The sequence below is a fragment of the Streptomyces sp. PA03-6a genome, from assembly GCF_033792765.1.
In the GTDB taxonomy this organism is placed as follows: Bacteria; Actinomycetota; Actinomycetes; order Streptomycetales; family Streptomycetaceae; genus Actinacidiphila.
Map to the genome: position 1 here is coordinate 1 of NZ_JARAVK010000022.1, position 22,418 is coordinate 22,418.

19 protein-coding genes and 1 pseudogene are annotated in these 22,418 nt (G+C 72.1%); 11 read left to right on the forward strand and 9 right to left on the reverse strand.

What is annotated here, in order from left to right:
* Positions 1-313: 313 nt before the first annotated feature.
* The 4 genes from sbnA to PV350_RS08180 all read left to right on the forward strand — a co-directional run bounded on the left by sbnA (position 314) and on the right by PV350_RS08180 (position 5,415).
* On the forward strand, positions 314-1,417 hold the full coding sequence (gene sbnA, locus PV350_RS08165) for a 2,3-diaminopropionate biosynthesis protein SbnA (RefSeq protein WP_499509562.1): 1,104 nt from the start codon (positions 314-316) through the stop codon (positions 1,415-1,417).
* 233 nt (positions 1,418-1,650) lie between these two features.
* Entirely contained in the window at positions 1,651-1,902 is a 252-nt protein-coding gene (locus tag PV350_RS08170) for a hypothetical protein (RefSeq protein WP_500333252.1), read from the forward strand.
* A gap of 154 nt (positions 1,903-2,056) precedes the next feature.
* Complete coding sequence (locus tag PV350_RS08175; RefSeq protein ID WP_500333253.1) at positions 2,057-3,469, forward strand: phosphoinositide-specific phospholipase C-related protein; 1,413 nt, start codon at positions 2,057-2,059, stop codon at positions 3,467-3,469.
* 2 nt (positions 3,470-3,471) lie between these two features.
* Positions 3,472-5,415, forward strand: a complete 1,944-nt coding sequence (locus tag PV350_RS08180) for a glycoside hydrolase family 5 protein (RefSeq protein ID WP_499509565.1) — start codon at positions 3,472-3,474, stop codon at positions 5,413-5,415.
* A 62-nt stretch (positions 5,416-5,477) separates the two neighbouring features.
* On the opposite strand, the gene PV350_RS08185 is transcribed toward PV350_RS08180, so the two are convergent.
* Positions 5,478-6,917 (reverse strand): cellulose binding domain-containing protein, encoded by a 1,440-nt coding sequence (locus tag PV350_RS08185; protein ID WP_499509566.1) that lies wholly within the window; start codon positions 6,915-6,917, stop codon positions 5,478-5,480.
* Positions 6,918-7,147: 230 nt separating this feature from the next.
* On the opposite strand from PV350_RS08185, the gene PV350_RS08190 reads away from it, so the two are divergent.
* The 3 genes from PV350_RS08190 to PV350_RS08200 all read left to right on the forward strand — a co-directional run bounded on the left by PV350_RS08190 (position 7,148) and on the right by PV350_RS08200 (position 9,441).
* Entirely contained in the window at positions 7,148-7,990 is an 843-nt protein-coding gene (locus PV350_RS08190) for a GntR family transcriptional regulator (protein WP_500333254.1), read from the forward strand.
* Positions 7,991-8,089: 99 nt separating this feature from the next.
* Complete coding sequence (locus PV350_RS08195) at positions 8,090-8,692, forward strand: DUF4328 domain-containing protein (RefSeq protein ID WP_499509568.1); 603 nt, start codon at positions 8,090-8,092, stop codon at positions 8,690-8,692.
* Between the two features lie 14 nt (positions 8,693-8,706).
* Positions 8,707-9,441: a PhzF family phenazine biosynthesis protein gene (locus tag PV350_RS08200; protein ID WP_499509569.1), complete on the forward strand. Its 735-nt coding sequence runs from the start codon at positions 8,707-8,709 to the stop codon at positions 9,439-9,441.
* Positions 9,442-9,520: 79 nt separating this feature from the next.
* Here PV350_RS08200 and PV350_RS08205 read toward each other — a convergent pair whose 3' ends face one another.
* Positions 9,521-10,597 carry a protein kinase family protein gene (locus PV350_RS08205; protein WP_500333270.1) on the reverse strand — a complete coding sequence of 359 codons (1,077 nt, stop codon included), beginning with the start codon at positions 10,595-10,597 and terminating at the stop codon, positions 9,521-9,523.
* Positions 10,598-10,761: 164 nt separating this feature from the next.
* Between PV350_RS08205 and PV350_RS08210 the strand changes: the two genes are divergently transcribed.
* The gene (locus PV350_RS08210) at positions 10,762-11,217 is read left to right on the forward strand and encodes a hypothetical protein (RefSeq protein WP_500333255.1); all 456 of its coding nucleotides are present in this window, start codon (positions 10,762-10,764) and stop codon (positions 11,215-11,217) included.
* Between the two features lie 12 nt (positions 11,218-11,229).
* Here PV350_RS08210 and PV350_RS08215 read toward each other — a convergent pair whose 3' ends face one another.
* The gene (locus tag PV350_RS08215; RefSeq protein ID WP_499509571.1) at positions 11,230-11,613 is read right to left on the reverse strand and encodes a hypothetical protein; all 384 of its coding nucleotides are present in this window, start codon (positions 11,611-11,613) and stop codon (positions 11,230-11,232) included.
* A gap of 169 nt (positions 11,614-11,782) precedes the next feature.
* Here PV350_RS08215 and sigJ point away from each other — a divergent pair, with 169 nt between their 5' ends.
* Positions 11,783-12,739, forward strand: a complete 957-nt coding sequence (gene sigJ, locus PV350_RS08220) for an RNA polymerase sigma factor SigJ (RefSeq protein ID WP_500333256.1) — start codon at positions 11,783-11,785, stop codon at positions 12,737-12,739.
* 9 nt (positions 12,740-12,748) lie between these two features.
* Here the strand turns inward: sigJ and PV350_RS08225 are convergent, their stop codons facing one another.
* From PV350_RS08225 to PV350_RS08240, 4 genes are all read right to left on the reverse strand, one after another.
* Complete coding sequence (locus PV350_RS08225; RefSeq protein ID WP_500333257.1) at positions 12,749-13,108, reverse strand: nuclear transport factor 2 family protein; 360 nt, start codon at positions 13,106-13,108, stop codon at positions 12,749-12,751.
* Between the two features lie 95 nt (positions 13,109-13,203).
* Complete coding sequence (locus tag PV350_RS08230; RefSeq protein WP_500333258.1) at positions 13,204-14,847, reverse strand: M4 family metallopeptidase; 1,644 nt, start codon at positions 14,845-14,847, stop codon at positions 13,204-13,206.
* A 237-nt stretch (positions 14,848-15,084) separates the two neighbouring features.
* Positions 15,085-15,864, reverse strand: coding sequence for a crotonase/enoyl-CoA hydratase family protein (locus PV350_RS08235; RefSeq protein ID WP_500333259.1), 780 nt, complete (start codon positions 15,862-15,864; stop codon positions 15,085-15,087).
* A gap of 36 nt (positions 15,865-15,900) precedes the next feature.
* On the reverse strand, positions 15,901-17,097 hold the full coding sequence (locus tag PV350_RS08240; protein ID WP_499509576.1) for an alginate lyase family protein: 1,197 nt from the start codon (positions 17,095-17,097) through the stop codon (positions 15,901-15,903).
* 294 nt (positions 17,098-17,391) lie between these two features.
* Here PV350_RS08240 and PV350_RS08245 point away from each other — a divergent pair, with 294 nt between their 5' ends.
* Entirely contained in the window at positions 17,392-18,186 is a 795-nt protein-coding gene (locus PV350_RS08245) for an SDR family NAD(P)-dependent oxidoreductase (RefSeq protein ID WP_499509577.1), read from the forward strand.
* A gap of 121 nt (positions 18,187-18,307) precedes the next feature.
* Here PV350_RS08245 and PV350_RS08250 read toward each other — a convergent pair whose 3' ends face one another.
* Both PV350_RS08250 and PV350_RS08255 read right to left on the reverse strand, forming a co-directional pair.
* Positions 18,308-18,745, reverse strand: coding sequence for a subtilase-type protease inhibitor (locus tag PV350_RS08250; RefSeq protein WP_499509578.1), 438 nt, complete (start codon positions 18,743-18,745; stop codon positions 18,308-18,310).
* Positions 18,746-19,043: 298 nt separating this feature from the next.
* On the reverse strand, positions 19,044-20,612 hold the full coding sequence (locus PV350_RS08255; protein ID WP_499509579.1) for a cellulose binding domain-containing protein: 1,569 nt from the start codon (positions 20,610-20,612) through the stop codon (positions 19,044-19,046).
* 264 nt (positions 20,613-20,876) lie between these two features.
* Here PV350_RS08255 and PV350_RS08260 point away from each other — a divergent pair.
* Positions 20,877-22,308: pseudogene (locus tag PV350_RS08260) on the forward strand (enoyl-CoA hydratase-related protein).
* Positions 22,309-22,418 lie beyond the last annotated feature (110 nt).

Below are 22,418 nucleotides of genomic sequence, written 5' to 3' on the forward strand. Positions count from 1 at the left end.
CTGCTGCGTTGTGTACATACCGGGGCTCTTTGTTCTCGGCCGGCGGGTGCGGGCCAAGCACCTGGCGGTGCTCCTGGGGCCGGACCTGGCCCGGGTGCGGGCGGAGGGGAAGCGTAGCGGATAGGACCTGGGCCCGGGCCCCCGACGGAGGGGCGGGCACCACGGCGACGGACGACAAGGAGCCGCATGCGGACGCACCTCCGGGAAAGACCAACGGTCCAGCCACGCAAGCTCATCAGTGCAGGACACAGCGGCCGCTGACGCGCTGCTCCCCCGTCTCGACGGGAGAGGCGCTGCAGATGAGGAGGCCATCGTGACAGTCATATCCGTTCCCCAGGCCTTCAACGAGGAAGAGCTCTTCGTCGACCTCGAGTCGATCTTCGGGCAACCGCTCTTCCTGAAGTGCGAGGGCTTCAACTTCGCCGGTTCGATCAAGCTCAAAGCCGCGACCGAGATGGTGGAGACCGCCGAGCGGGAGGGGATCCTGACTCCGGAGTCGATCCTGGTCGAGTCCTCGTCCGGCAACCTGGGCGTGGCCCTGAGCATGATCGCCGCCAGCAAGGGCTACCGGTTCCTGTGCGTCACCGACGCACGGTGCAACCTGTCGACCCGGCTCCTGATGAAGGCCCTGGGCAGCCAGGTGCACATCATCTCGGGCCCCGACGCCCACGGCGGCTACCTCGGCGCGCGGCTGGACTTCGTCCGCGCGCTGTGCGCCTCGGACGACCGGTACGTGTGGCTCAGCCAGTACACCAACCCGGGCAACTGGAGGGCGCACTACCGGACGACCGCTCCGGAGATCGCACGGCAGTTCCCCGAGGTCGACGTCGTGTTCGTCGGGGCCGGCACCACGGGAACGCTGATGGGCTGCGCCCGCTGGTTCCGTGAGTGGTCCCGGCCGGTGAAGGTCGTCGCGGTGGACAGCGTCGGCTCCGTGACGTTCGGCGGGGCCCCGGGCCGGCGGATGATCCCCGGGCTGGGCATGAGCGTCCACCCGCCGCTGCTCGACGAGTCCTTCGTCGACGAGGTCGTCCTGGTCGAGGAGGCGGACACCATCCGCGCCTGCCACCGGCTGGCCCGCCGCGGCTTCCTGTTCGGCGGCTCGACGGGCACCGTGGTCAGCGGCGCGATGAGCTGGCTCGAGAAGAACGGCGCCCCCGGCCTCACCTCGGTGGCGATCGCGCCGGACCTCGGCGAGCGCTACCTCGACACGATCTACCAGAGCAACTGGCTGCAGGACCTGTACGGCGAGGACGTCCTCGAACCCGACGAGCGGGCCGACACGTCCTGGGCCGACCCCGCCTGGGCGGCGGCTGCCGAAGCCGCGTGGGCCAACACCCCCGCGGCACCCCCCGCCGAACCCGAACCCGAACCGGCGAGGACGCAGTCGGTCTCACCCGACGGTCAACTGCACTGACGGCCGGGCGGTGACGCCGCCCCCCGTCGAACGCGTGCTGCTGCGGCGGTCCCCGACCGCCGCAGCAGCACGTGCGCGTCAGATCGGGTTCCGCAAGAGGCATTCGGGCCGCCCGCACTGAGTAGATCCGCCGCGCGGAAATGAGCACGCGTGCTCATCCCCCGCCCAGGAGCATCGCCGTAGCCTCGTGAGCACGGTCGGTAACGACACCTGGGACCAAGGGGGAACCTACGATGATCCGCCGCGCCGCCACCGCTCTGGCACTCTCCGCCGCCTCTCTGCTGATCGCCGCGGGGGTCGTCACCGCCACCGGCCCGCAGTCCCAGGCCTCGACCGAAGCCTGGGTCGGACCCGGCGTCGTCAAGGCATGGGTCGGCCCCGGAGCCGCCACCCAGGCCTGGGTCGGACCCGGCGTCGTCAAGGCATGGGTCGGCCCCGGAGCCGCCACCGAAGCCTGGGTCGGCCCCGGCGTCGTCGAAGCCTGATCCGGTCCGGGCGGCACCGGGGGCCGGATGACGCGCCGGTCCGCACGACGTGAAGGCGGGCGCCGTCGACGGCGCCCGCATCCCCGTCCGGAACCGGCGCCCCCGGCCCAACACGCCCTTACATGGCAAGCGTTACCGGTGGTATGTCATGCGCATGACTACCTCTCGAAGCGCTCGCTTCGTCTCCCTGCCCCGCGCAGGCGCGGTGGCGGCCGCGGTCCTCGCGGTGACCGTTCCCGGGCTGCCACCGGCGGCCGGCGCGCCTGCGCCCGCCGGGGCCGCCGTCGCTGCCGCCCCCGGCGGCACCCTCTCCGTACAGAGCGCCGTGAACGGCCTCAACGCCTCCGACAGCGGCGGCACCGTGGCGCTGCACCGGCCCAAGGGCAACGAGGACCGGCAGCAGTGGACGGCGGTCGCCGTGTCCGGAGGGCAGGAACTGCGCAGCACCGACGACGCGAGCCACTGCCTCGGGCGTTCCGGCTCCGACGCGGCGATCGTGGCGTGCGGCGGCGCGAGCGCGGCCTGGGAGATCACGGCGGCCGGCGACGGTACCTACGCCCTCACCGTGCCCGGCACATCCGACCGCCTCACCCTGGGCGAGGCGCCGGGCGGGGGCGTGTACCCCGAGCGGCCGCGCGTGGGCGCCGCGGGCCCGCTGTCCCGGTGGTACCTCACACCCACCCCGCTCCCCCGGGCCGCCATGCCGCCCGCCGACCAGCGCACCCTTGACCAGGTCACCTTCCTGACCGCGCACAACGCCTACGCCAACGGCGTCGACGGCGGCTTCGCCCCGCCCTTCGTGAACCTCTTCCCCAACCAGTCGCGCGGCATCTCGCAGCAACTCGACGACGGCGTCCGCGGCTTCATGATGGACATCCACCAGACCCCGGACGGCGCGATCCTCTGCCACAACAGCTGCACGCTGGTCAGCCGTCCCGTCGCCCTCTGGGTGGACCTGCAGCGGATGGTCGACTTCCTCCGGCAGCACCCGGGGCAGTTCGTCACCGTCTTCCTGGAGGACTACGTCTCCCCCGAGGTGCTGCGCTCCGAGCTCTCCCGGGTGAACGGTCTGTACGACGTCCTGTACCGCCCCGACCAGGACGGCGTACGGGAGCACGGCTGGCCCACCATGGCCGACCTGGCCGCGCGCGACAAGCAGATGATGATCTTCACCGACCGGACCCGCGGCTCCGACACCGGCCTTAAGCGCGACAGCTTCGGCGTGCAGTACCAGCAGGAGTGGACCGTGGAGAACTACTGGTCGATGGGCTCCGGCGCGAGCACCTCCGACTGGTCCTGCTACAGCCGCTGGTACGGCGCCGGGGTCAACGTCCCGCTCACCCGCGAGGAGCCCGGTTTCCGGCCGCTGTTCGTCATGAACCACTTCCGGGACACGACCATCGCCGGCACCGCGTCCACCGACAACGGCAAGCTGCTCAACCGCACCCAGAACTTCTGCGAGCCCGCGGCCCGCAAGAAGCCGACGTACGTGGCCGTCGACCGCTACGACCTCGGCTCGCCGAAGAGCGCGGTCGACCAGCTCAACACCTACACCGTGGTGCCGTAGCCGTGGCCGCGACGTTACCGCGCCGGCCCCTCACGGCCGTGGCCGCCGCGCTCGTCACCCTCATCGGCCTGCTCACCCCCACGACCGCGCTCGCGCGGGACCCGGAGCCCTCGGCCCCCGCCGCCCCCGCGGCGCCGGCCACCGCACTCGCCGCGTCCTGGACCCCGCCGCTCAGCACCCGCGGGCGTTACGTCGTCGACGCCGAAGGCAACCGCTTCAAGCTCACGTCCGGCAACTGGCACGGCGCCAGCGGCACCTGGAACGGCTCGGGCGATCCGGCCGACCCCGCGAACCACCACGCGGGCGAGGACTCCGGCCGCATGCCGCTCGGCCTCGACCGGGCGCCGATCGCCGAGATCCTCTCCGGCTTCGCCGAACTCGGCATCAACAGCGTCCGGCTGCCGTTCTCCGGCGAGATGATCCACGACACCGTCCCCGTCACCGACGCGGCCGTCGCCGCCAACCCCCAACTGCGCGGCAGGACACCGCTGCAGGTGTACGACGCCGTGGTCGCCGCCCTCACTGACGCGGGCTTCGCCGTCATCCTCAACAACCACACCAACACCACCCGCTGGTGCTGCGGCGTGGACGGCAACGAGCGCTGGAACGCCTCGCAGTCCACCGGCACCTGGGAGGACGACTGGCTGTCCATGGTCCGCCGCTACCGCGACAACAAGCGCGTCGTCGGCGCCGACCTGTACAACGAGGTGCGCCGTTCGGTCTGGGACGACCCCAACTGGGGCCTCGGGGACGACCACGACTGGTTCGCCGCCTCGCAGCACCTGGGCGACCGCATCCTCCAGGAGGCCAACCCCGACCTGCTGGTCATCGTCGAGGGCATCAACTGGACGGGCCTGCCCGTCGACGGCCTCCCCCACGACCGCCCCACCCTCGAGCCCGTCCAGCGGCTGTCCCACACCCTCGTCCGGTCCGGGAAGCTGGTGTACTCCGCGCACTTCTACGGCTACACCGGCCCTCGCCACAGCGGCGCCACCGGCATCGGCGAGACCCACGACCCGCGCTACAGCGACCTCGGGCGCGACGAGCTGTTCGCGGAGCTGCGCCGGCAGGCCTTCTATGTGTCGTCGGACACCGGCCGGCACTACACGGCACCGCTGTGGATCAGCGAGTTCGGCGTCGGTGGCCGGGACGAGACCAACGAGAAGTCCCGCGCATGGTTTGCCAACTTCACCGACTTCCTGATCCAGACCGACGCCGACTTCGCCTACTGGCCGCTGGTGGGCTGGCACGAGAACCGCCACGGCAACGGCTGGGCGCTCCTGCACTGGGACGCCGCCGGCCACCGGATGGGCCTGTACGACGGCGACGACTGGCGGGCCTCCGCCTGGTCCCGGCTCGTCGGCAGCCCCGGCCGCACCGGGTACGTGGCCCCCGCCGACCGCTGGTCGATGCTCAGCCCGGACCACGGCGACTTCGTGCAGAGCCTGCGCATGCGGGCCCGTCCCGACTGGGACCCCGGCGCACGCAAGGCGGCGTGCCCGGACGGGCAGCGGCTGATCGGACTGGCCCACACCGGCAACCGCGGCCTGTGCACCGACACCGGAGCCGGGGACCTGTGGGCGTCCTCGGGCGCGTACCAGGTCGTCACGGACGAGCGGTACGTCCCGTCGGGCGGGGACTGGGCGTCGGGCTACACCAAGCTGCAGTGCCCGGCCGGTTCGTTCCTCGTCGGCTACGCCGTCCGCGGCGCCGCCGTCTCCAGCGCGCTGTGCGCCACCGCGGGCACGGCCCTGGGCGGCGGCGGGCGCACCGTGTGGTTCGACCGGGGCGACAACCGTCCCGCGTCGGGTGCCGGCGGGGACTTCGGTCACGGCAGCTACAAGGGCCAGTGCGCGGAGGACGAGTACGCGGCGGGCATCGCCTACACCGGCCGCTTCGGTTCCTCCCGCACGCCGGACGCGCTGTACTGCCGGTCGCTTCCGTAGGGGCGGGTCCGTGCCGCCGCCCACCGCGCCCCTGTGGCGGTGGGCGGCGGCACGGGGCCCGGTCAGCTGCCCGGGACGGTGTCGGTGAAGACGGTGCCCGCGGTGCGGTAGGCGGCCACCTTCGCGGCGACCTGGGCCGGGGTCAGCACCTGGTCCTTGACGAAGTAGACGTAGTCCACCTGCTGGTCGTAGGAGCGCGAGGTGCTGCCCGTCTGGCCGGCGAGGTCGATGAGCCAGTGGTTGAAGTCGATCCACTGGCCGGTCTCGGGCAGGTAGGGCTCGCCGTGGGTGCCGAAGACCTGGCCGTCGATGTAGTAGGTGATGGCGTTGTTGTCGATGGTGAACTGCAGGTCGTGCCAGCCGTCGTAGCTCTGGCGGTTCTCCGAGTGGGTGTTGACAGCGTTCCACGGGTCCGGGTTGTAGGTCTCCCAGGACGTCGTGTACATGATGTTGCTCGGCTCGCCCCAGCCGCCGTTGGGCAGGTACTCGAAGTCCTGCTCGCTGTAGTTCGGGTCCATCGGGGCGTTGAGCGGCGTGAAGGCGAAGAAGGTCTGCACGACGTGGTCCCCGTCGGGGCCGCCGGTCGGGGTGTCGTCGAAGCGCACCCGGGCGGCGTAGGTGCCGTTGCGGAACTTGCGGGCGCTGGTCTGGATCTCGCTCTCCTTGGTGCCGGCGGCGGTGCCGTCGGTGGTGAGGCGCAGGTTCATGACCTTGTTGCTTCCGGTGCCCGCCACGAAGGTGACGTCCTGCGGGGACCAGGTGGCGCCCGGCACGCCGGGACCGCCCTGCCCCGACTTCACGGTCCAGCCGTGGCTCTGCAGCGCGGGGTCGCTGCTCGAGGTGTAGCTGAAGTCGTCGAAGAGCGCGGGTGCGTTGGGGTCGGTGGGCGGCGTGGTCGGCGGATCCGTGGGCGGCGTCGTGGGGTCGTTGCCGGCGGGCGCGGTGCCCCAGACGACCGAGCCGCCGCGCTGCACGGTGACCTTGTCCCAGTCCGCGTACGACGTCTGGGAGCCGTTGAACGAGTAGTCGTCGGACTGGGTCAGGCGCTGCCAGTCCGCGCGGTAGAAGCGCAGCTGCATGTCGCCGGTGTTCTGCCCGGGGGCGAGCGATCCCGCGCCGGAGGTGAAGCCGATCTCCAGGTAACGGTCGGCGGTGGCGGTGGGGTTGGCGAGGGTGCCGAAGGTACCGGTGATGTTGGCGCACCCCTTGACCGCCCAGGAGCACGCGAAGCGGTACGCGGTGGTGGGGCTGTCGGCCTTGAAGTAGTAGCGCAGGGTCACCTCGCCGAGCGGGACGGACGAGGTGCCCCGGTTGGTGATCTCCAACCAGGGCTCGGTCTGGTCCGCGGTGGCCCCGGACGCGCTCGTCCGGTACTGCGCGGTGAGCGTGGCCGCCGCGGCGGAAGCGGGCAGCGCGACGAGCCCGGCGCAGGCGAGACCCGCCGTCGCGCAGGCGGCCACGGCGGTGCGGACCCGGGCGGTGGTGCGGAACGGTCCTGACATGGGGACCCCTTCCAGTCGGGTGGAGCGCGTGGGGGAGGGCTTACCACTTGGCAACTGGTCTTCCACTGGTAAGGGAAGGTGGCATAGACCAGATGAGGGGTCAAGCCCCGTAACAGGAAGGGAATTCGAGACGTCGGCGGCCCAAGCGACAGCGGAAGGCTGGAGAACTGGTCAGCAACTGGATAGCCTCGGGCACACGGCATTGCACGGCCATGGAGAAGGGCGGGCGCATGACGGGTGAGGCACCGCGGTCACCGCTGAAACGGGAACGGGTCCGCGACCACCTCCTGGAACTCGTCGAGTCCCAGGCACCGGGCACCCCGATCCCCTCGGAGCGCGCCCTGTGCGAGCGGCTCGACGTCTCGCGCCCCACCGTGCGCTCGGCCGTCGACGAACTGGTCACCACCGGCCTGCTCGTCCGGCGCCACGGGAGCGGCATGTTCGTCGCCCCCGCGAAGATCACCCAGGAACTCGCCCAGGGGGAGAACGCCTTCAGCCTGCCGCAGGCCTCCGGCCACTGGCTCAGCCGCGTCCTGGAGTTCGCCACGGTACGGGCCGGCGCCCGCGTCGGCCGCAAGCTCCGCGTGTCGCCCGCCGCCGAGATCGTCTACATCGCCCGCCTCCGCCTCGTCGACGGCGAGCCGATGGCCGTCGAGTACCTGCACGTACCGGCCGACCTGGTGCCGGGGCTGCGCGCCGCCGACATGGAGTCCGGGGACTTCTACGCGTACCTGCGCGAGCGGCACGGCGTCCACGTGCACGAGGCCGTCCAGTCCATCGAACCCACCGTCGCCAACGAGGAGGAGGCCCGGCTGCTGCACGTGCCGGTGCTCTCCCCCGCGCTCCTCTTCGACCGCCTCACCAGTGACGCCGCCGGCCGCCCCGTGGAGTACGTGCACTCCCTCTACCGCGGCGACCGCTACCGCATCGTCTCGCGCCTCTCCCTCGCCGACTCCGCGCCCGCGGGCCGGCCCGTTCCGGCGGGACACCACCCGGGCATGCCCCCCGACGAACGCGCCGCCCCGGCCGGCACGCTCGCCCACGTGGTGGGGGACGTACAGCCCCGCGGATGAGGGCCCGCAACCCGTACACATGTGCGGCCCTCAACCCCTATGATCACTCCGCTCCCGTGTCCACCGGAGCCGCGCACGACCCGAGACAGGCCATCCACGATGTCCAGCAAGCCCCCCAAATCCCCTTTGCTGCCCGCCCGCTGCGCGCAGGCGGCGATAGCCGCGGCCGCCGTCCTGGACGTGTTCCGGGCGGTGGCCCTCCAGGACCGCCGCCTGCATCCGACCGATGCGACGCGGCACACCTCCGGCCTGGTCTCCCAGGTCTTCGTGTACCTGATGACACTGACCGTCGTCCTCTTCCTCGTGTGGCTCGCCCGGTCCCGGCGCAATGCCCTGGCGCTGTCCCCGCAGGCACCACTCCCGGGCGGAGGCTGGCTGATCGGGGCGTGGTTCGTCCCGGTGGTGAACCTCTTCGTGCCCCGGCGGTTCGTCCTCGACATCGGACGTGCGAGTTCCCCGTCATGGAACCCGAAACGCGACTCGACGCTGGTGAACCTCTGGTGGGCGGCCTGGATCGGGCACGGAATCGTCCTCTCGCTGGCCACCCAAGCCGCCCCGGGCTCGCGGTCCGCCCTGGCGGTCGCGGAAGCGCTCATGATCGCCGCGGCCGTGCTGCTGGGCATCCTCATCGAGCGCATTACCACGCTCCAGAGCGCCGCGCTGGGCACCTCGGTTCCCCTCTCCCCCGTCACGCAGTCATGAGGCAGGCTGCACCCATGACCGGCTACGACATAGTGCGGGTCTTCTGCGGACCCGACGGCGGCCACGGCGACCGGCTGGCCGTGGTGCGTGACGGAAGCACCGTCACCGACGACCAGGACCGCGTCGCGTTCGCCCGGCGATCGGGCTTCGCCGAGACCGTGTTCGTGGACGACCCCGAGCGGGGCATCATCGACATCCGCTCGGCGGACGGACGGCTGCCCTTCGCCGGCTCCCCCTGCATGGGCACCGCCTGGCTGCTGGACGCCCCCGAACTGATCACCCCGGCGGGGGTCGTGGGCGTGCGCCTCGACGGCGAGTTCACGTGGCTGGAGGCCAGCCCCGCCTGGGCCCCGCACCGCACCCTGCGGCAGTACGACTCGCCGGAGGAAGTGGACGACCTGCCCGTACCGCCGCCCGGCGAGTGGGTCTACGCCTGGGCCTGGGAGGACGAGGCCGCCGGACGCGTCCGCGCCCGCGGCTTCCCGGGCCGTGGCGACGGCGTCGACGAGGTCGAGGCCACCGGCTCGGCGGCGCTGCTGCTCACCGACCGCCTCGACCGCTCCCTCAACATCGCCCAGGGCCGCGGCTCCCAGATCCTCACCGCCCCCGCACCGGACGGCCTGGTCGAACTCGGCGGCCGCGTCCACCTTGAGCGCGCCGTCCCCGGCACCCCCACACGCACCCGCCCCGCGATCACCCTCGGCACACCGACCTCGTCCCGCCGCCGTATCCATCTGCTCGACCTCTGACCCATGGCCGGGGACCGGGCGGTGGATCTCCTTCCGGACGACAGGCACGACCCCGAGATCCGGGTTCGAACGTCTTCCGTCAGCGAAGGGGGAAGCCGTCCGTCCCGCCGAGCCGGCGGATCTCGTCGAGCGGGAACGGGGTCTGCCTGCTCCGACGCTGGAAGGAGAGGTTGAAGTCGGAGATCACCGCGGCGACCGGCGAGTGCCGGGCGAGGATCGCCGTGGCCACCTCCGGGATTCCCGTGGGGCGTTTGCCCTCCGCATAGGCGCGCACCAGTGCGTAGCGGCCCTCCCGGTCCTCCCTCCGGAATCCGTACAGGGCGGTGACCAGCCAGTTCACCAGGTATGTGGCGGTGTAACAGCGGTCGTAGACCTGATTTCGGTCGAAGAAGTCGGCTTCCTCCTGCGACAGTTCGAACCCGGAGGACATCGCGAGGCCGTAGTCCGCGAAGTACAGCCGCCGGCCATCGGTCAGGATGTTCTCGAAGTGCGCGTCGAAGTGCAGGAGCCCGTGGCCGTTCATGAACGAGATCCCGGCCGCCAGTTCCCTCTCCACCATGGCGCAGGCCCGGTCGGCGGTCTCGTCCCCCGCTTCGACCTGGGTGCCCAGCCACTGGTGCAGGTTCTGCGGGATGTACTCCAGGAAGAGCGCGACGCTCGCCGAGGACTGCCGGAACGCCTCGATCCGGCGGCGCACCTGCGGTGCGCCGCCCCAGTAGGCGACGGCCCTTTCGATGTCGGCCAGTTCCTCGGGCAGGGGCGTCGAGTCCGGCAGCACCCGCCAGTGGTACATCAGGGGGAAGCCCTCGTGTTCCCCCGCGAGCACCCAGTTGGTCGTCATGGTGTGCACGGCGAGCTCGCGCCAGGCCCCGAAGCCCGGCCCGCCGATGGTGCCGACGCCGTACTGGCAGAAGACGGGCATCTCGAACAGATTCGCCGTGGACCGGACGTGCTCGGGTTGCCTCTCCAGATCGGTGAGGGGCACCCGCTTGACGAAGACCGGGGTTCCGGCGACCTCCAGCAGGGCCGCCTTCCCGCCGATACCGGATCCGAGCGGCACGGCCGTGTCGACGAGCTCGCGCAGGGCGCGGTCACTGCGCAGGGCCAGGGAGGTGGAGACGGCACCATGGGCGGTCAGGCGCCCACCGCGCGACATGTCGGGGCACTTCACTGCGGCCTCCACCGTCAACTCCCGCCGAGCGCAACGACCGCACTCTATGTCACGCTCGACGACGGAATCCGGGGGAGGGCCGCCCCCGGCGGACCGCCGCCGGGGAAAGTCCCTGGCCCCGGCGTTCCGCTCCGTCGCATGATGCGCGCATGGCCGAACGGTTGCGGGACAGCGCATGGCAGTACGTCGCGGGGATCGTGCCCGTCGAGGACCTGCCCATGCTGGCGGCGCACGCGCTCGTGGACGGCGACGATTCGCCGGCACTGCGGGAGCTCGCCGGGCTGTCGCGCCGCGAGGACGCGGACGTGATCCGTGAGCTGTACGGACGGGCACTGAGCGAGCTGGACATCCCGGTTCCGGACGAGGAGACCGCCGGCCGGCGGGTGCTCCTCGACCGTGCGCGGGCGCTCGTCCGGGGTGAGTTGACCGCGGTCGAGGTGGCATGCGGGCTCTACGCGGCCACGGCGAACACCCCGGAGGAGACGCACTTCCTCGACACCGCTGCCATGTACAGCGAGTGGCTCCTCCCCGCCCTCCTGCCCGGCTGGGAACGAGAGCTGCGCGCCGCCGCCCTCAGCCTGGTGACGTCCGCCGGGCGGCCGTAACTGCGGGGCCGGCTACGGCCGTCGGACGTACAGCATGTGGCCCAGCGCCAGCACGCTCAGGCCGAACATCAGCACGCCCAGGGGGACATGGAGCGACGGCATGTGGGCGATGCCCAGCACCACCTGTGCCGAGGCGAGGACGAGGAAGCCGGAAGCGTACAGGATGGGGCGGGGCGATCCGCCGCCCGGCCGCCATGCGAGGATCGCGGCGAGCACGTACAGCATCGAGGCGCCGTACATCACGCGTGCTCCCACGCTGTGCAGCACCTCGCCGTGGGACGAGGAGAGCAGTACTCCGGCGGTGACCGCCTGGAAGAAGATCGCCGAGGTCTGCAGGACGATCGCGACCTGGAGGAAGGTGAGGCTGCGGTGTCCTGCCGTTGTCTGTATGGCCATGACGCGGTCCCTCTTCTGTCGCACGGGTGCGGATCGGTACTGTCCCGTCACTCCGACGACCTGGACCCGTGAACTGTCAGGCGGGGCACCGGCCTGACGAACGGGTGCGGTGTCCCGTCGAAGTGGCGGGAGCGGAAGCGGACGGGACGAACAGGGAGCGGTCGCGAGGATGAGCAGCACCCCATTCCGGTCAGGGCACGACCGGTCGGATCCGGACCTGAGCGCGGTCGTCGGCGAGCGGCGCCATCTCATCAACCTCGCCTACCGGCTGCTCGGTTCACTGGCAGAGGCCGAGGACGCCGTGCAGGAGACCTACGCCCGCTGGTACGCGATGTCGCGGGAGCAGCAGGAGGCCATCGAGTCGCCCGGCGCCTGGCTGACGACGGTGGCCAGTCGCGTCTGCCCGGACCTGCTCGGCTCGGCCCGCGTCCGGCGCGAGCGCTACGTCGGCTCCTGGATACCCGAGCCGCTGCCCGACCGTGCGGAGTGGACCGGCGGGCCGGCCGTCGGGGGCGGGGCGGAGTCGGCCGACCCCGCCGACCGGGTCACCCTGGACGAGTCGGTGACCATGGCCTTCCTGGTCGTGCTGGAGGCGATGACGCCGGCCGAACGCGTGGCGTTCGTCCTGCACGACGTCTTCCGGTTCCCCTTTCCCGAGGTCGCCGGGATCGTCGGCCGGACGCCGGCGGCCTGCCGGCAGCTGGCGTACTCGGCCCGCCGGCGTGTTCGCGACGCGCGGGACCCGGCGGTGCCGACGGCCGGGCAGGCCGGTGTAGTGCGGCACTTCAAGGAGGCCTGGGAGGCCGGGGACATCAAGGCCCTCGTCGGCCTCCTCGACCCGGACGCCACGATGGTCGCGGACGGCGGCGGGCTGGTCGGCGCCGTCCTGCGCCCGGTCGAGGGCGGCGAGCGCATCGCCCGGTACCTTGTCCACATCGCGGCGAAGTCGCCGGGGCTGACGCTCCTGGAGCGGACGGTCAACGGCCTGCCCGGCCTGGTGGCCCAGCACGCCGGGGTCACCGTCACCGTGGCGGCGTTCGGCGTCACCGGCGGCCGTGTCACCCGGATCTGGGCGGTCCGCAACCCGGACAAACTCCGGCCGTGGACGGCGAGCGGATCCGCCTGACGACACCGCTCAGGCGACGTCCGCGCTGCCTTCGCGGTAGACCTTCGCCGAGGCGATGCGACCGTCCCGGAGTTCGTAGAAGGCGGCGATGGGGCAGGTGCGGCGCTCGCCGCGGTAGGTGAGGGTCTCGGTCATCTGGCAGGCCGCGCGGTCGCCCGCGGCGATGAGGTCGTGCACCTCCAGCGTGGGGAGCAGCCCGCGCATCGCCTCGTCGAAGAGACCCGTCAGCGCGGCGCGGCCGCGCACCGTGGTGGTGCCGGTGATCCACACGGCGTCGTCGGTGAAGCCGGCGAGGAGCGCGTCCAGGTCGCGGGCGTTGAAGGCCGCTACGTGCGCGTGTATCGCCGCCGCGGCGTCAGTGGTGGTCACGGGTACCAGTGTGGCAGGCCCCGCGGGACCGACCTGGCAGTGGTCGGTCCCGCGGGGCCGGTGATGCGGTCCCGCCGTCGGTCCCGGCGTCGGCGTCAGTTGACGTTGACGGCGGACCAGGCGGCGGCCACGGCGGTGTACTCGGCGCTCGACGCGCCGTAGAGGTCGGTGGCGGCCTTGAGGCTGGCGGTGCGGGCGCCCGCGTAGTTGGTGCCGGATGTCATGTAGACCGTGAGGGCGCGGTACCAGATCTTGCCGAGCTTGTCGCGGCCGATGCCGCCCACCGTGGAGCCGTTGCAGGTGGGGCTGTCGTAGCTGACGCCGTTGACGGTCCTGGCGCCGCTGCCCTCGGCCAGCAGGTAGGCGAAGTGGTTGGCGACGCCGGAGGAGTAGTGGACGTCGAGGTTGCCGACGCCCGAGCTCCAGCAGTCGGCGGAGCTGCCGTCCTTGGAGGGCTTGTCCATGAAGCGCAGCGCTGCCTTGCCGAAGCCGGACTTCACGATGCGTTCGCCGATGAGGTAGTCGCCGGTGTCGGAGGCGTTGCCCGCGTACCACTCGACCAGCGTGCCGAAGATGTCCGAGGTGGCCTCGTTGAGACCGCCGGACTCCCCGGAGTAGGTGAGGCCCGCGGTGCGCGACGTGACCCCGTGGGACATCTCGTGCCCGGCGACGTCGAGGGCGACCAGCGGCCCGAAGGTGGTGCCGTCACCGTCGCCGTAGGTCATGCAGAAGCAGCTGTCGTCCCAGAAGGCGTTGTTGTAGTTGTTGCCGTAGTGGACGCGGTTGTACGAGCCCTTGCCGTCGCCGGCGATGCCGCTGCGGCCGTGGACGGTCTTGTAGTAGTCCCAGGTCTCGTCGGTGCCGTACTGGGCGTCGACGGCGGCCGTCGCGCGGTCGGCGGTGGTGCCGGTGCCCCAGTGGTTGTCGGCGTCGGTGAAGAGGACCGCGGGGGCCCGGGAGAAGCAGATGCCGAAGATGCACAGGTCGGTCTTGTTCTGCGCGTCGCCGGTGTAGGTGTTGCCGCGGGTGGGGTCCTTCAGCTGGTAGGTGCTGCCGCTGAGGGTGGTCTCCAGGGACACGGTGCCGCCGTACAGGGACTTGCCGTCCCCGGCGGCGGTCTCCAGAGCGTCCCAGGCGTCGATGCGGGCGCCGGTGCGGGCGTCGGTGAGGACGACGCGGGCGGCGGGGTTGCCCAGGCTGTCGAGGCCGACGGCGGTGGTGCGCCAGGCCAGGCGGGGCGTGCCGTGCAGCGCGTCGACGACGAGCTGCGGCTTGGCCTTGGCCTGCCGGAACGTGGTCCCGCGGTGGGCGGAACGGAGCGCGGCCAGGCCCTTGTCGGCGGCGGTCGCGGCCGTGACGGCGGGGGTGGTGCTCGGGACGACGAGGTCGGAGCGGGTGGCCCGCTCGGCGCCCTCGTAGGCACCGCCCGGGGCGAGGTGGACGACGAGGTCGCCGCCGAGGACCGGCAGTCCGCGGTAGGTCCGGTCGTAGCGGACGTGCTGGGCGCCGTCCGTGTCGGTGACGACGTCGCGGACGGTACGGCCCTGCGCGGAGGTGAGGGAGAGCCGGCCGGCGTTGGCCGTGACGGCGGCGTCGGCGCGGGCGACGCCGGTGGCCCGGGAGGGGAGGTCACGTCCGGACGCGGACGCCGCGGAGGGCGTCAGGAGGGTGGCCGTGACGGCGGTCGCCGCGAGCGCCGCGGATATGGCGGTCGCGGCACGTCTGGTGCTGGGCTGCATCGTGCTCCTCTGGTGGGGGGCGTGCGCGGTCCCCGCATCTGCGCGGCCACGGTGGGGCGGGCCCGGGTGCGGAGGTGAGGCGGTGCCAGATTTAAGTGCCCATGACATGGGGATGTCCAGAGCGCGTCCGTGGTCCACACACGGGAACCGGCCGAACCACACACGGCGGACACGCGATGGGCGCAGGTCAGCGGGACGACCGGCGCGGATCGGCCCCCGTCGGACGCTCCGCGCCGGTCAGCTCACCTCGAACGCGCCGTGCCTCCCGGCCCCCGCCGAGAAACGCGCCGCACCCTCCCCCGCTTCCGCGAGGGACACCCGGCCGTGCCGCAACTCGACCTCGAGCGCGGCCGTTTCCTCCAGCCCCTCGGCCTCCAGCACCGCGAGCCGGTCGTGCCGTACGCAGGTCTGCGGGAAGGCCGCGATCTCCGCGGCGAGCCCCTCGGCGGCGGCGCGCGCCCCGCCGACCGGGGCCACCCGGTTGACCAGACCCATGGCGTACGCCTCGGCCGCTGCGACCGGACGCCCCGTCAGGATCAGGTCCATCGCCCGGGAGGTGCCGATCAGCCGCGGCAGCCGTACCGTCCCGCCGTCGATCAGGGGCACGCCCCAGCGCCGGCAGAACACCCCGAGCACGGCGTCCTCCTCGGCGACCCGCAGGTCGCACCAGAGGGCCAGTTCCAGGCCGCCGGCCACCGCGTGACCCGAGATCGCCGCGATGACCGGCTTGCCCAGCCGCAGGCGGGTGGGCCCCATCGGGCCGTCACCGCCGCCCTCCTCGGTCACGCCGGTCACCTCGTTGCCGCGCGGGGTGCCGATGGCCTTGAGGTCGGCACCCGCACAGAAGGTGCCGCCCTCACCCCACAGCACGGCGACCGAGGCGCCGCGGTCGGCGTCGAACTCGCGGAAGGCGTCGGCCAGCTCGCGCGCCGTCGGGCCGTCGACGGCGTTGCGCGCCTCGGGGCGCGAGAGCACCACCGTGGTGACGGGTCCGCTGCGCTCGACACGTACGGGCATGGCCTGTTCCCTCCGCCGCCGGTCACCTCTGCCTGGTCAGGAGAGGTTATCGCCGTGGGTCAGGGTCTCCCAGGCGACGAAGAGGTTGTTGCTGCCGGCCGGGCGCTGGGATTCGGTGAGCGCCTGGGTGTTGGTCATGGCGTAGCCGAGCCGGTTGTGGATCGCGTTGTAGCCGACCTCGGTGACCGGCCCGAGCCCCAGGTTGAGGTGCCCGCCGCACAGCCAGGACGGCACGGCCTCGCCCCGCTGGTACTTGGACTGGAAGCCCAGCGCCTGCCGGAGCCGTTCGCCGACCTGCGGGTAGAGGTCCTCGCCCTGGATGCGGCTGGTCTCCGCGACGTGCGAGATCGACGAGATGCCGTAGCCGGTGTGCGTGAAGTCGCGGCAGGTCTCCTGGGTGAGACCGGTCACGAAGGTGGACTGGCCCTGCCAGTAGCCGACGATCTCGTCGCGGGTGTCGAGCCCGCTGCCGGGCACGGTCTTGGGCAGTGCGCCGTCGGTGTCCAGGTAGACGTACGCGGCGACCCGGTTGAGGTAGCGGGTCACGGCCTTGTCGTACGAGGTGCGGTCGTCGAGGAAGACGGAGATGCCGACGGCGGCCTCCATCATGCTGAGCTCCCAGTTGCCGTTGCTCTTGGAGCCGTTGATGACCTCGGGGAGGTAGACGTTGCGCAGCATGGTGGCGAAGCGGTTCACGTTCGGCCAGCCGGTGTACGTGTAGCGGATGATCTCCGCCGCGCGCGGCCACACCGAGCCCGCCCAGCCGGTCTGCAGCGGGGCGTTGCTGTTGGTGTGGTCGGTGATGGTGGCCGACCATGCGTCCATCAGCTGGATCGCCTTCTGCGCGTACTTGGCGTCGCGGGTGATGTACCAGGCCAGCGCGTTGGTGTAGGCGGCGATCGCGTCCTCGCGCTCGTCGGTGCAGCCGTAGTTGGGGTTGGAGTAGGAGCCGCACTCGACGACCGCGCGCGGCTTGGGGGTGCGCGACTGCGAGGCGTACGCCGACGCCATCATCTGGTCGTAGGCGCCCTTCCAGGGCTGCGCTCCGGCCTGCACCTTGGCGCGTGCGAAGTCGAGTTGGGCTCGGCTGACCAGGACGCCGGGGTGGCTGAAGGCAGCGGGCGCGGCGTCGGCGCGACCGCTGCCGGGCAAGGCGGTCAGGAGGGCGGCGACCAGCGCCGCGACGAGGGCGAAGACGCCCTTGGTGAGGAGACCTTGTGACCTGTGGGACATGGGGGGACGCCTTCCCAGGAGACGGCATGTTCACATGGGTGAACCATGGATGCACCCGTGAACACTGCGATTGACGGATGACGGTAGGACTAGACCAATGCCCCGTCAAGTCCCCTGTCGTGCACGGCTGATACCTGCCACCAAGACGCACACGGCTCCGACGTACCAACGGGGCGTGGGGACACGTATCTGACCCACCCTCACACCCGGCCCCCGCCCGGCGGCGCTCCGATGGCGGGCCCGCCTCCCCTCCCCCAGGCTCGATACGCATGCGCCCATCCCGAAGGGGTCCCCATGGAACTGCAGCTTCAGGGCAAGGTCGCGGTGGTCACCGGAGCCGGACGGGGCATCGGCCTGACGGTGACGCAGACGCTCGCGCGGGAGGGCGTGCGCGTCGTCGCGGGCAGCCGCAGCGTCACCCCGGAGACGCGAGCCCTCCAGGACGCCTACGACGTGACCCCCGTGTCCGTCGACCTCTCCACCCCGGACGGCCCCGCCGAGCTCGTACGGCGGGCCGCGGAACGCTACGGAGCCGTCGACATCCTGGTCAACAACGTCGGTTCCGGGACGTCCCGCAGCGGCTTCCTCGAGGTGGACGACGCGGAGTGGCGGCGCGTCTTCGAGATCTCCTTCTTCAGCGCGGTCCGCGCCACCCGCGCCGCGCTCCCCCACATGGTGGCGGCGGGCGGCGGCGCGATCGTGAACATCACGTCCGTCAACGCACGCCTCCCCTTTCCCATGGTCGTGGACTACTCGGCCGCCAAGGCCGCGCTGGCGAACCTGACGAAGTCACTGTCCGAGGAGTTCGCCCCGCGGGGCGTCCGCGTCAACGCGGTCGCCCCGGGCCCCGTCCGCACGCCCTTCTGGACCGCTCCCGGGGCCTTCGCCGACCAGACGGCCGCGGCGGCCGGGACCAGCGCCCAGGAGGCCCTGGACGAGGTCGTGCCGCGCACCATGGGCATCTCCACGGGACGGGTCACCGAGCCCGAGGAGGTCGCCGCCCTGGTCGCCTTCCTCGCCTCGCCCGTCGCGGGCAACGTCACGGGCGCCGAGTTCACCATCGACGGCGGCCAGATCAAGACGACCTGACACCCCGCCGCGGCGGGAACACGGAAAACAGGGGCGGCCGACCCCGTCCCACGAGTCGGCCGCCCCCTCACAGGGCTCTCCCCCACGGTGAACCCCGTGGCCTTGGTTCACGGCATCGGCGTCAGAAGGCGAAGACGCCGGCCGTGTCACTGCCGCGCAGCACGCACGGGTTGCCGAAGGTCTGCGCGAAGGTGACGCGCCGGCCTTCCCAGACCCCGTCGGCGGTGACCACGACCGGGTCCCACACCCGGGTGCAGGTCACGCCCCCGGCGTCGGCCGTCATCGCCGCGAAGTCCCCGTGGACCGCGGTGAGCTCCGCGCAGGCGGCCACCGCGTCCGGGTGGTCCCCGTACGGGGTGGGCTTGCACCGCAGCACGACCGCGCGCTGTATCGTCGCCGTCGCGGGGTCTTCCCCCTTCCCCACGGACAGGACGAGCGCGGACGGCGCGTACAGGCTCGTCGCCCCGGCCGGCCGGGCTTCCGCCGAGCCGGCCGCGACCCCCGCCGAACACACCGCCGCCACCAGGGCCAGGCAGGTCCCCACCGCACTGAACCGCATAGCGAACACTCCTTCGGCAATTGATCCGGTTATCGGACGTCGAGGAGTCTCGTGCATCGAACGCCCGCCCGTCACATCGCTCCGCGACTTTCGGTCACCGGTTGTTCACAGTGTGTACTATCCGTTGTGTCGCACTTGCGGTGAGCTGGGCGTCCGGGTGAATGGACTCAGCGGAGCCGGGGCCTCCGTGAAAGCGCCTTCACGGATCGACACATCGTCTCCACATCGGCCGGAAAGCAGCGGGCCGCCGCCGTGTTCTGCACACGACGACGGCCCGCGAGGACGGTGCCGGGGGGCGCTATCCGGTGTAGCCCGCGAAGATCCGCGAGAACTCGTACGGGGACTGCGGGATGTTGGTGCACATGTAGAGCGCGCCGGTGCAGGCGTTGCGATCCCGGGTCGTCTCCCAGAAGGCGAGCAGGCCCAGGTGCTTGCCCTGGGCGAAGCTCACCAACTGACGGGCGTCGGCCTGGTCGTAGATCCGGCCGTCGTCGTTCTGCCCGAGCATCGGCGTGACGCCCACCATCGCCCACAGCTGGGCGTCGGACTTGCCGGGGTAGAGCGACTTGAGCTGGGTGAAGGTGCTGTTGGCCGCCTGGATCGCCGCGTCGCCGTAGTCGGCGCTGCGGTAGTAGTCCATCGCCATGATGTTGACGACGTCGAGGTTCACCCCCGCGTCCCGGGCCGAGCGCACGACGCCCAGACCGTCCGCCGTGAGCCCCTCCGGCAGGACGGGCAGGGTGAGCGAGATCCGCAGGCCCGGATGGGCCTGCTGGAGGCGGGCCAGTGCCTGGGAGCGGCGGGCGACGGACGCCGGGTCGGCGGTGGCGGCGCCCTCGATGTCGAAGTCGGCGTACGTCAGGCCGTAGGCGTTGACCACCGCGTTGTACTCGGCGTACAACGCGTCGACGGAGCCGCAGGCCTGGGCGAGTTCTATGCCGCTGGCACCGCCGAAGGAGATCTTGACGTCGCCTCCGGCCGCGCGGATCGCGTCGATCTGGTCCTTGTTCCAGGCGTCGCGCGGGTCATAGGCGTTGAACCACATCGCCTTGCAGGACGAGGCGGTGATGAAGGCCATCGTGAAGCTCTTCAGACCGCTCGCCGAGGACAGCGTGGTGAGGCTGGGCGTCGGCCAGGCGCCCATGTCGACGTACGGCGCGGTACGCACGCCGCCCGGGGGCGGGTTGGTGCCGCCGGAGGTGGTCGTACCGCTCACGGCGGTGCTGTACGCCGAGGCGTTTCCCGCCGCGTCCTTGGCGCGGACCCGGAAGGAGTAGGCGGTGCTCGCCTGCAGCCCGCCGGCGGTGTACGAGGTGCCGGTCACGGCGACGGGCGCGCCGCCGTCCCGGGAGACCTCGTAGCCGGCGACGCTGCCGGAGTCGTCGGTGGAGGCCGTCCAGCGGACGGTGAGGGAGGAGGAGGTGGCCGAGCCGACGCTCACCCCGCCGGGGACGCTGGGCGCGGTGGTGTCCGGTCCGCCGCCGGTGCCCGCGCAGGACCCGCCGTTGAGCTTGCAGTTCGCGGGCGCACCGGTGCCCGAGGAGACCCAGCCGAAGACGGCGGTCGCGCCGGGCGCGAGGGTGCCGTTGTAGTCGCGGTTCTTGAAGGTGTAGTGGCTGCCGCTCTGGGTCATCAGGGTGTCCCAGTACGAGCCGACGCTCGTCCCCGACGGCAGGTCGAACTCGACGGTCCATCCGCTGAGCGTGGTGGTGCCGCCGTTGGTGATCGTGTACTGCCCCTGGTATCCGGTCTCCCAGGTGGACGTCTTGACGAAGGCCGCGCTCGGGGCCGCTGCGGCGGCGGGCGGGGCGAGGAGCAGGACGAGCGCTCCGACGAGCGCGGTGACCAGGGCCAGAGTTCTTCGCATCCGGGCCTCCCGTGGGGGGAACGCGCAGTTGGTCTGTACCAAATGCATCTGGTGTAGACCTATCGAGTTGATGCGTTCGCGTCAATACACGCACCGGTCCGGGATCGCGGAGCCACACCCCCTGAGTGGCGGCCGGCCCGGTGGCAACCGGGTGAACCGCGGCCGGGCCGCACCCGCGGACGCCCACGGGGCAGGCATCATCGCTGAAGGCCGGGGCCGGTGCTCCCCCCTCCCCGATCGTGCCGGGCGGCCCGGGAGGTCGTCATGCACATCCTGCTCATGGCGTCGGCGTTCAACAGCCTGACGCAGCGCATGTACGCGGAACTCGGCGAGCTGGGCCACACCGTCGCCGTGGAGGTGACACCGGACGGCGACGCCATGCGCACGGCGGTCGCCCGCCACGAGCCGGAACTCGTCGTGGCACCCATGCTCAAGGCGGCGATCCCCGCGGACGTCAGGACCGCCCGCACCTGCCTCGTCGTGCACCCCGGGCCACCCGGCGACCGCGGCCCCGCCTCCCTGGACCGTGCCGTCCAGGAGGGCGTCGCCGCATGGGGCGTGACGGTCCTGCAGGCCGAGGAGGAGATGGACGCGGGCCCGGTCTGGGCCGCGGTGGACTGCGCGGTGCCCCCGGTCGGCAAGAGCGACCTGTACCGGGGCGAGATCTCGGACGCCGCCATGGAGGCCGTCCTGCTGGCCGTCGACCGGTTCGCGACGGGCGCGTACGTCCCGCGGCAGCAGGGCGACCCGGCCCTCGGAGCGGTCGTCCGCCTCCGCCCCGCTCTCGGCCAGGACGAGCGGCGCATCGACTGGGCCGCCGCTGCCGGAGGAACCCTTGCCCCCGGAGCTCGCCGGCGACCGGGCCACCTGGGCCGACATCCGCTACCGCGAGGACGGCGCGGCGGGCGTCCTGTCGTTCACGTTCGCGGGCGGCGCGATGTCCGCCACCGACTGCCGCCGGCTCCTCACCGCGTACCGCCACGCCTGCACACGGCCCACCTCGGTGCTCGTGCTGGGCGGCACCCGGGACGTCTTCTCCAACGGCATCGACCTCAAGACCATCGAGGCCGCCGCGGACCCGGGCGCCGAGTCCTGGGCGAACATCACCGCCATCGACGACCTGGTCGAGGCGGTCCTGACCACCACCGACCGCCTGGTGGTCGCCGCGCTCGGCGGCAACGCGGGCGCGGGCGGCGTGATGCTCGCCCTCGCCGCCGACGAGGTCTGGTGCCGCCAGGGCGCGGTGCTCAACCCGCACTACCGTCTGATGGGCCTGTACGGCTCCGAGTACTGGACGTACACACTGCCCCGCCGGGTCGGGCCCGCCATGACCGCGCGCCTGACGGAGCAGGCGCTCCCGGTCGGCGCGGCCGCGGCCCTGCGGATCGGCCTGGTGGACCGGCTGCTGATGTGCGGCCCGCAGGAGTTCGGCGCCGACGTCGCCCGCCTCGCGGCCCGCCTGGCCCGTACGGCCGGGACCCAGCCCAGGATCGCCGCCAAGAAGGCGGAGACCGAGCGCCGCGAGGCGGAGCGCCCCCTGGCGTCCCACCGCGCCGAGGAGCTGTCCCGCATGCGCGAGGCCTTCTTCGACCCCCGGTCCGCGTACCACGCCCTCCGCTCCGCCTTCGTCCACCGCCGCACCCCCACCGGCACCCCACCGCACCTGCGGGAGGCGCCGGCGGCCTCCTGCCCCTGAGGCGCGGCTGCGCGGATCGCGGGGCGGTCACCGTATTGGCCCTCTTCGACGTCCCCTCCCGGCGAGCCACTCGCTATCAAGGGGGATAGATGCCTTTATGTGGCATTTGT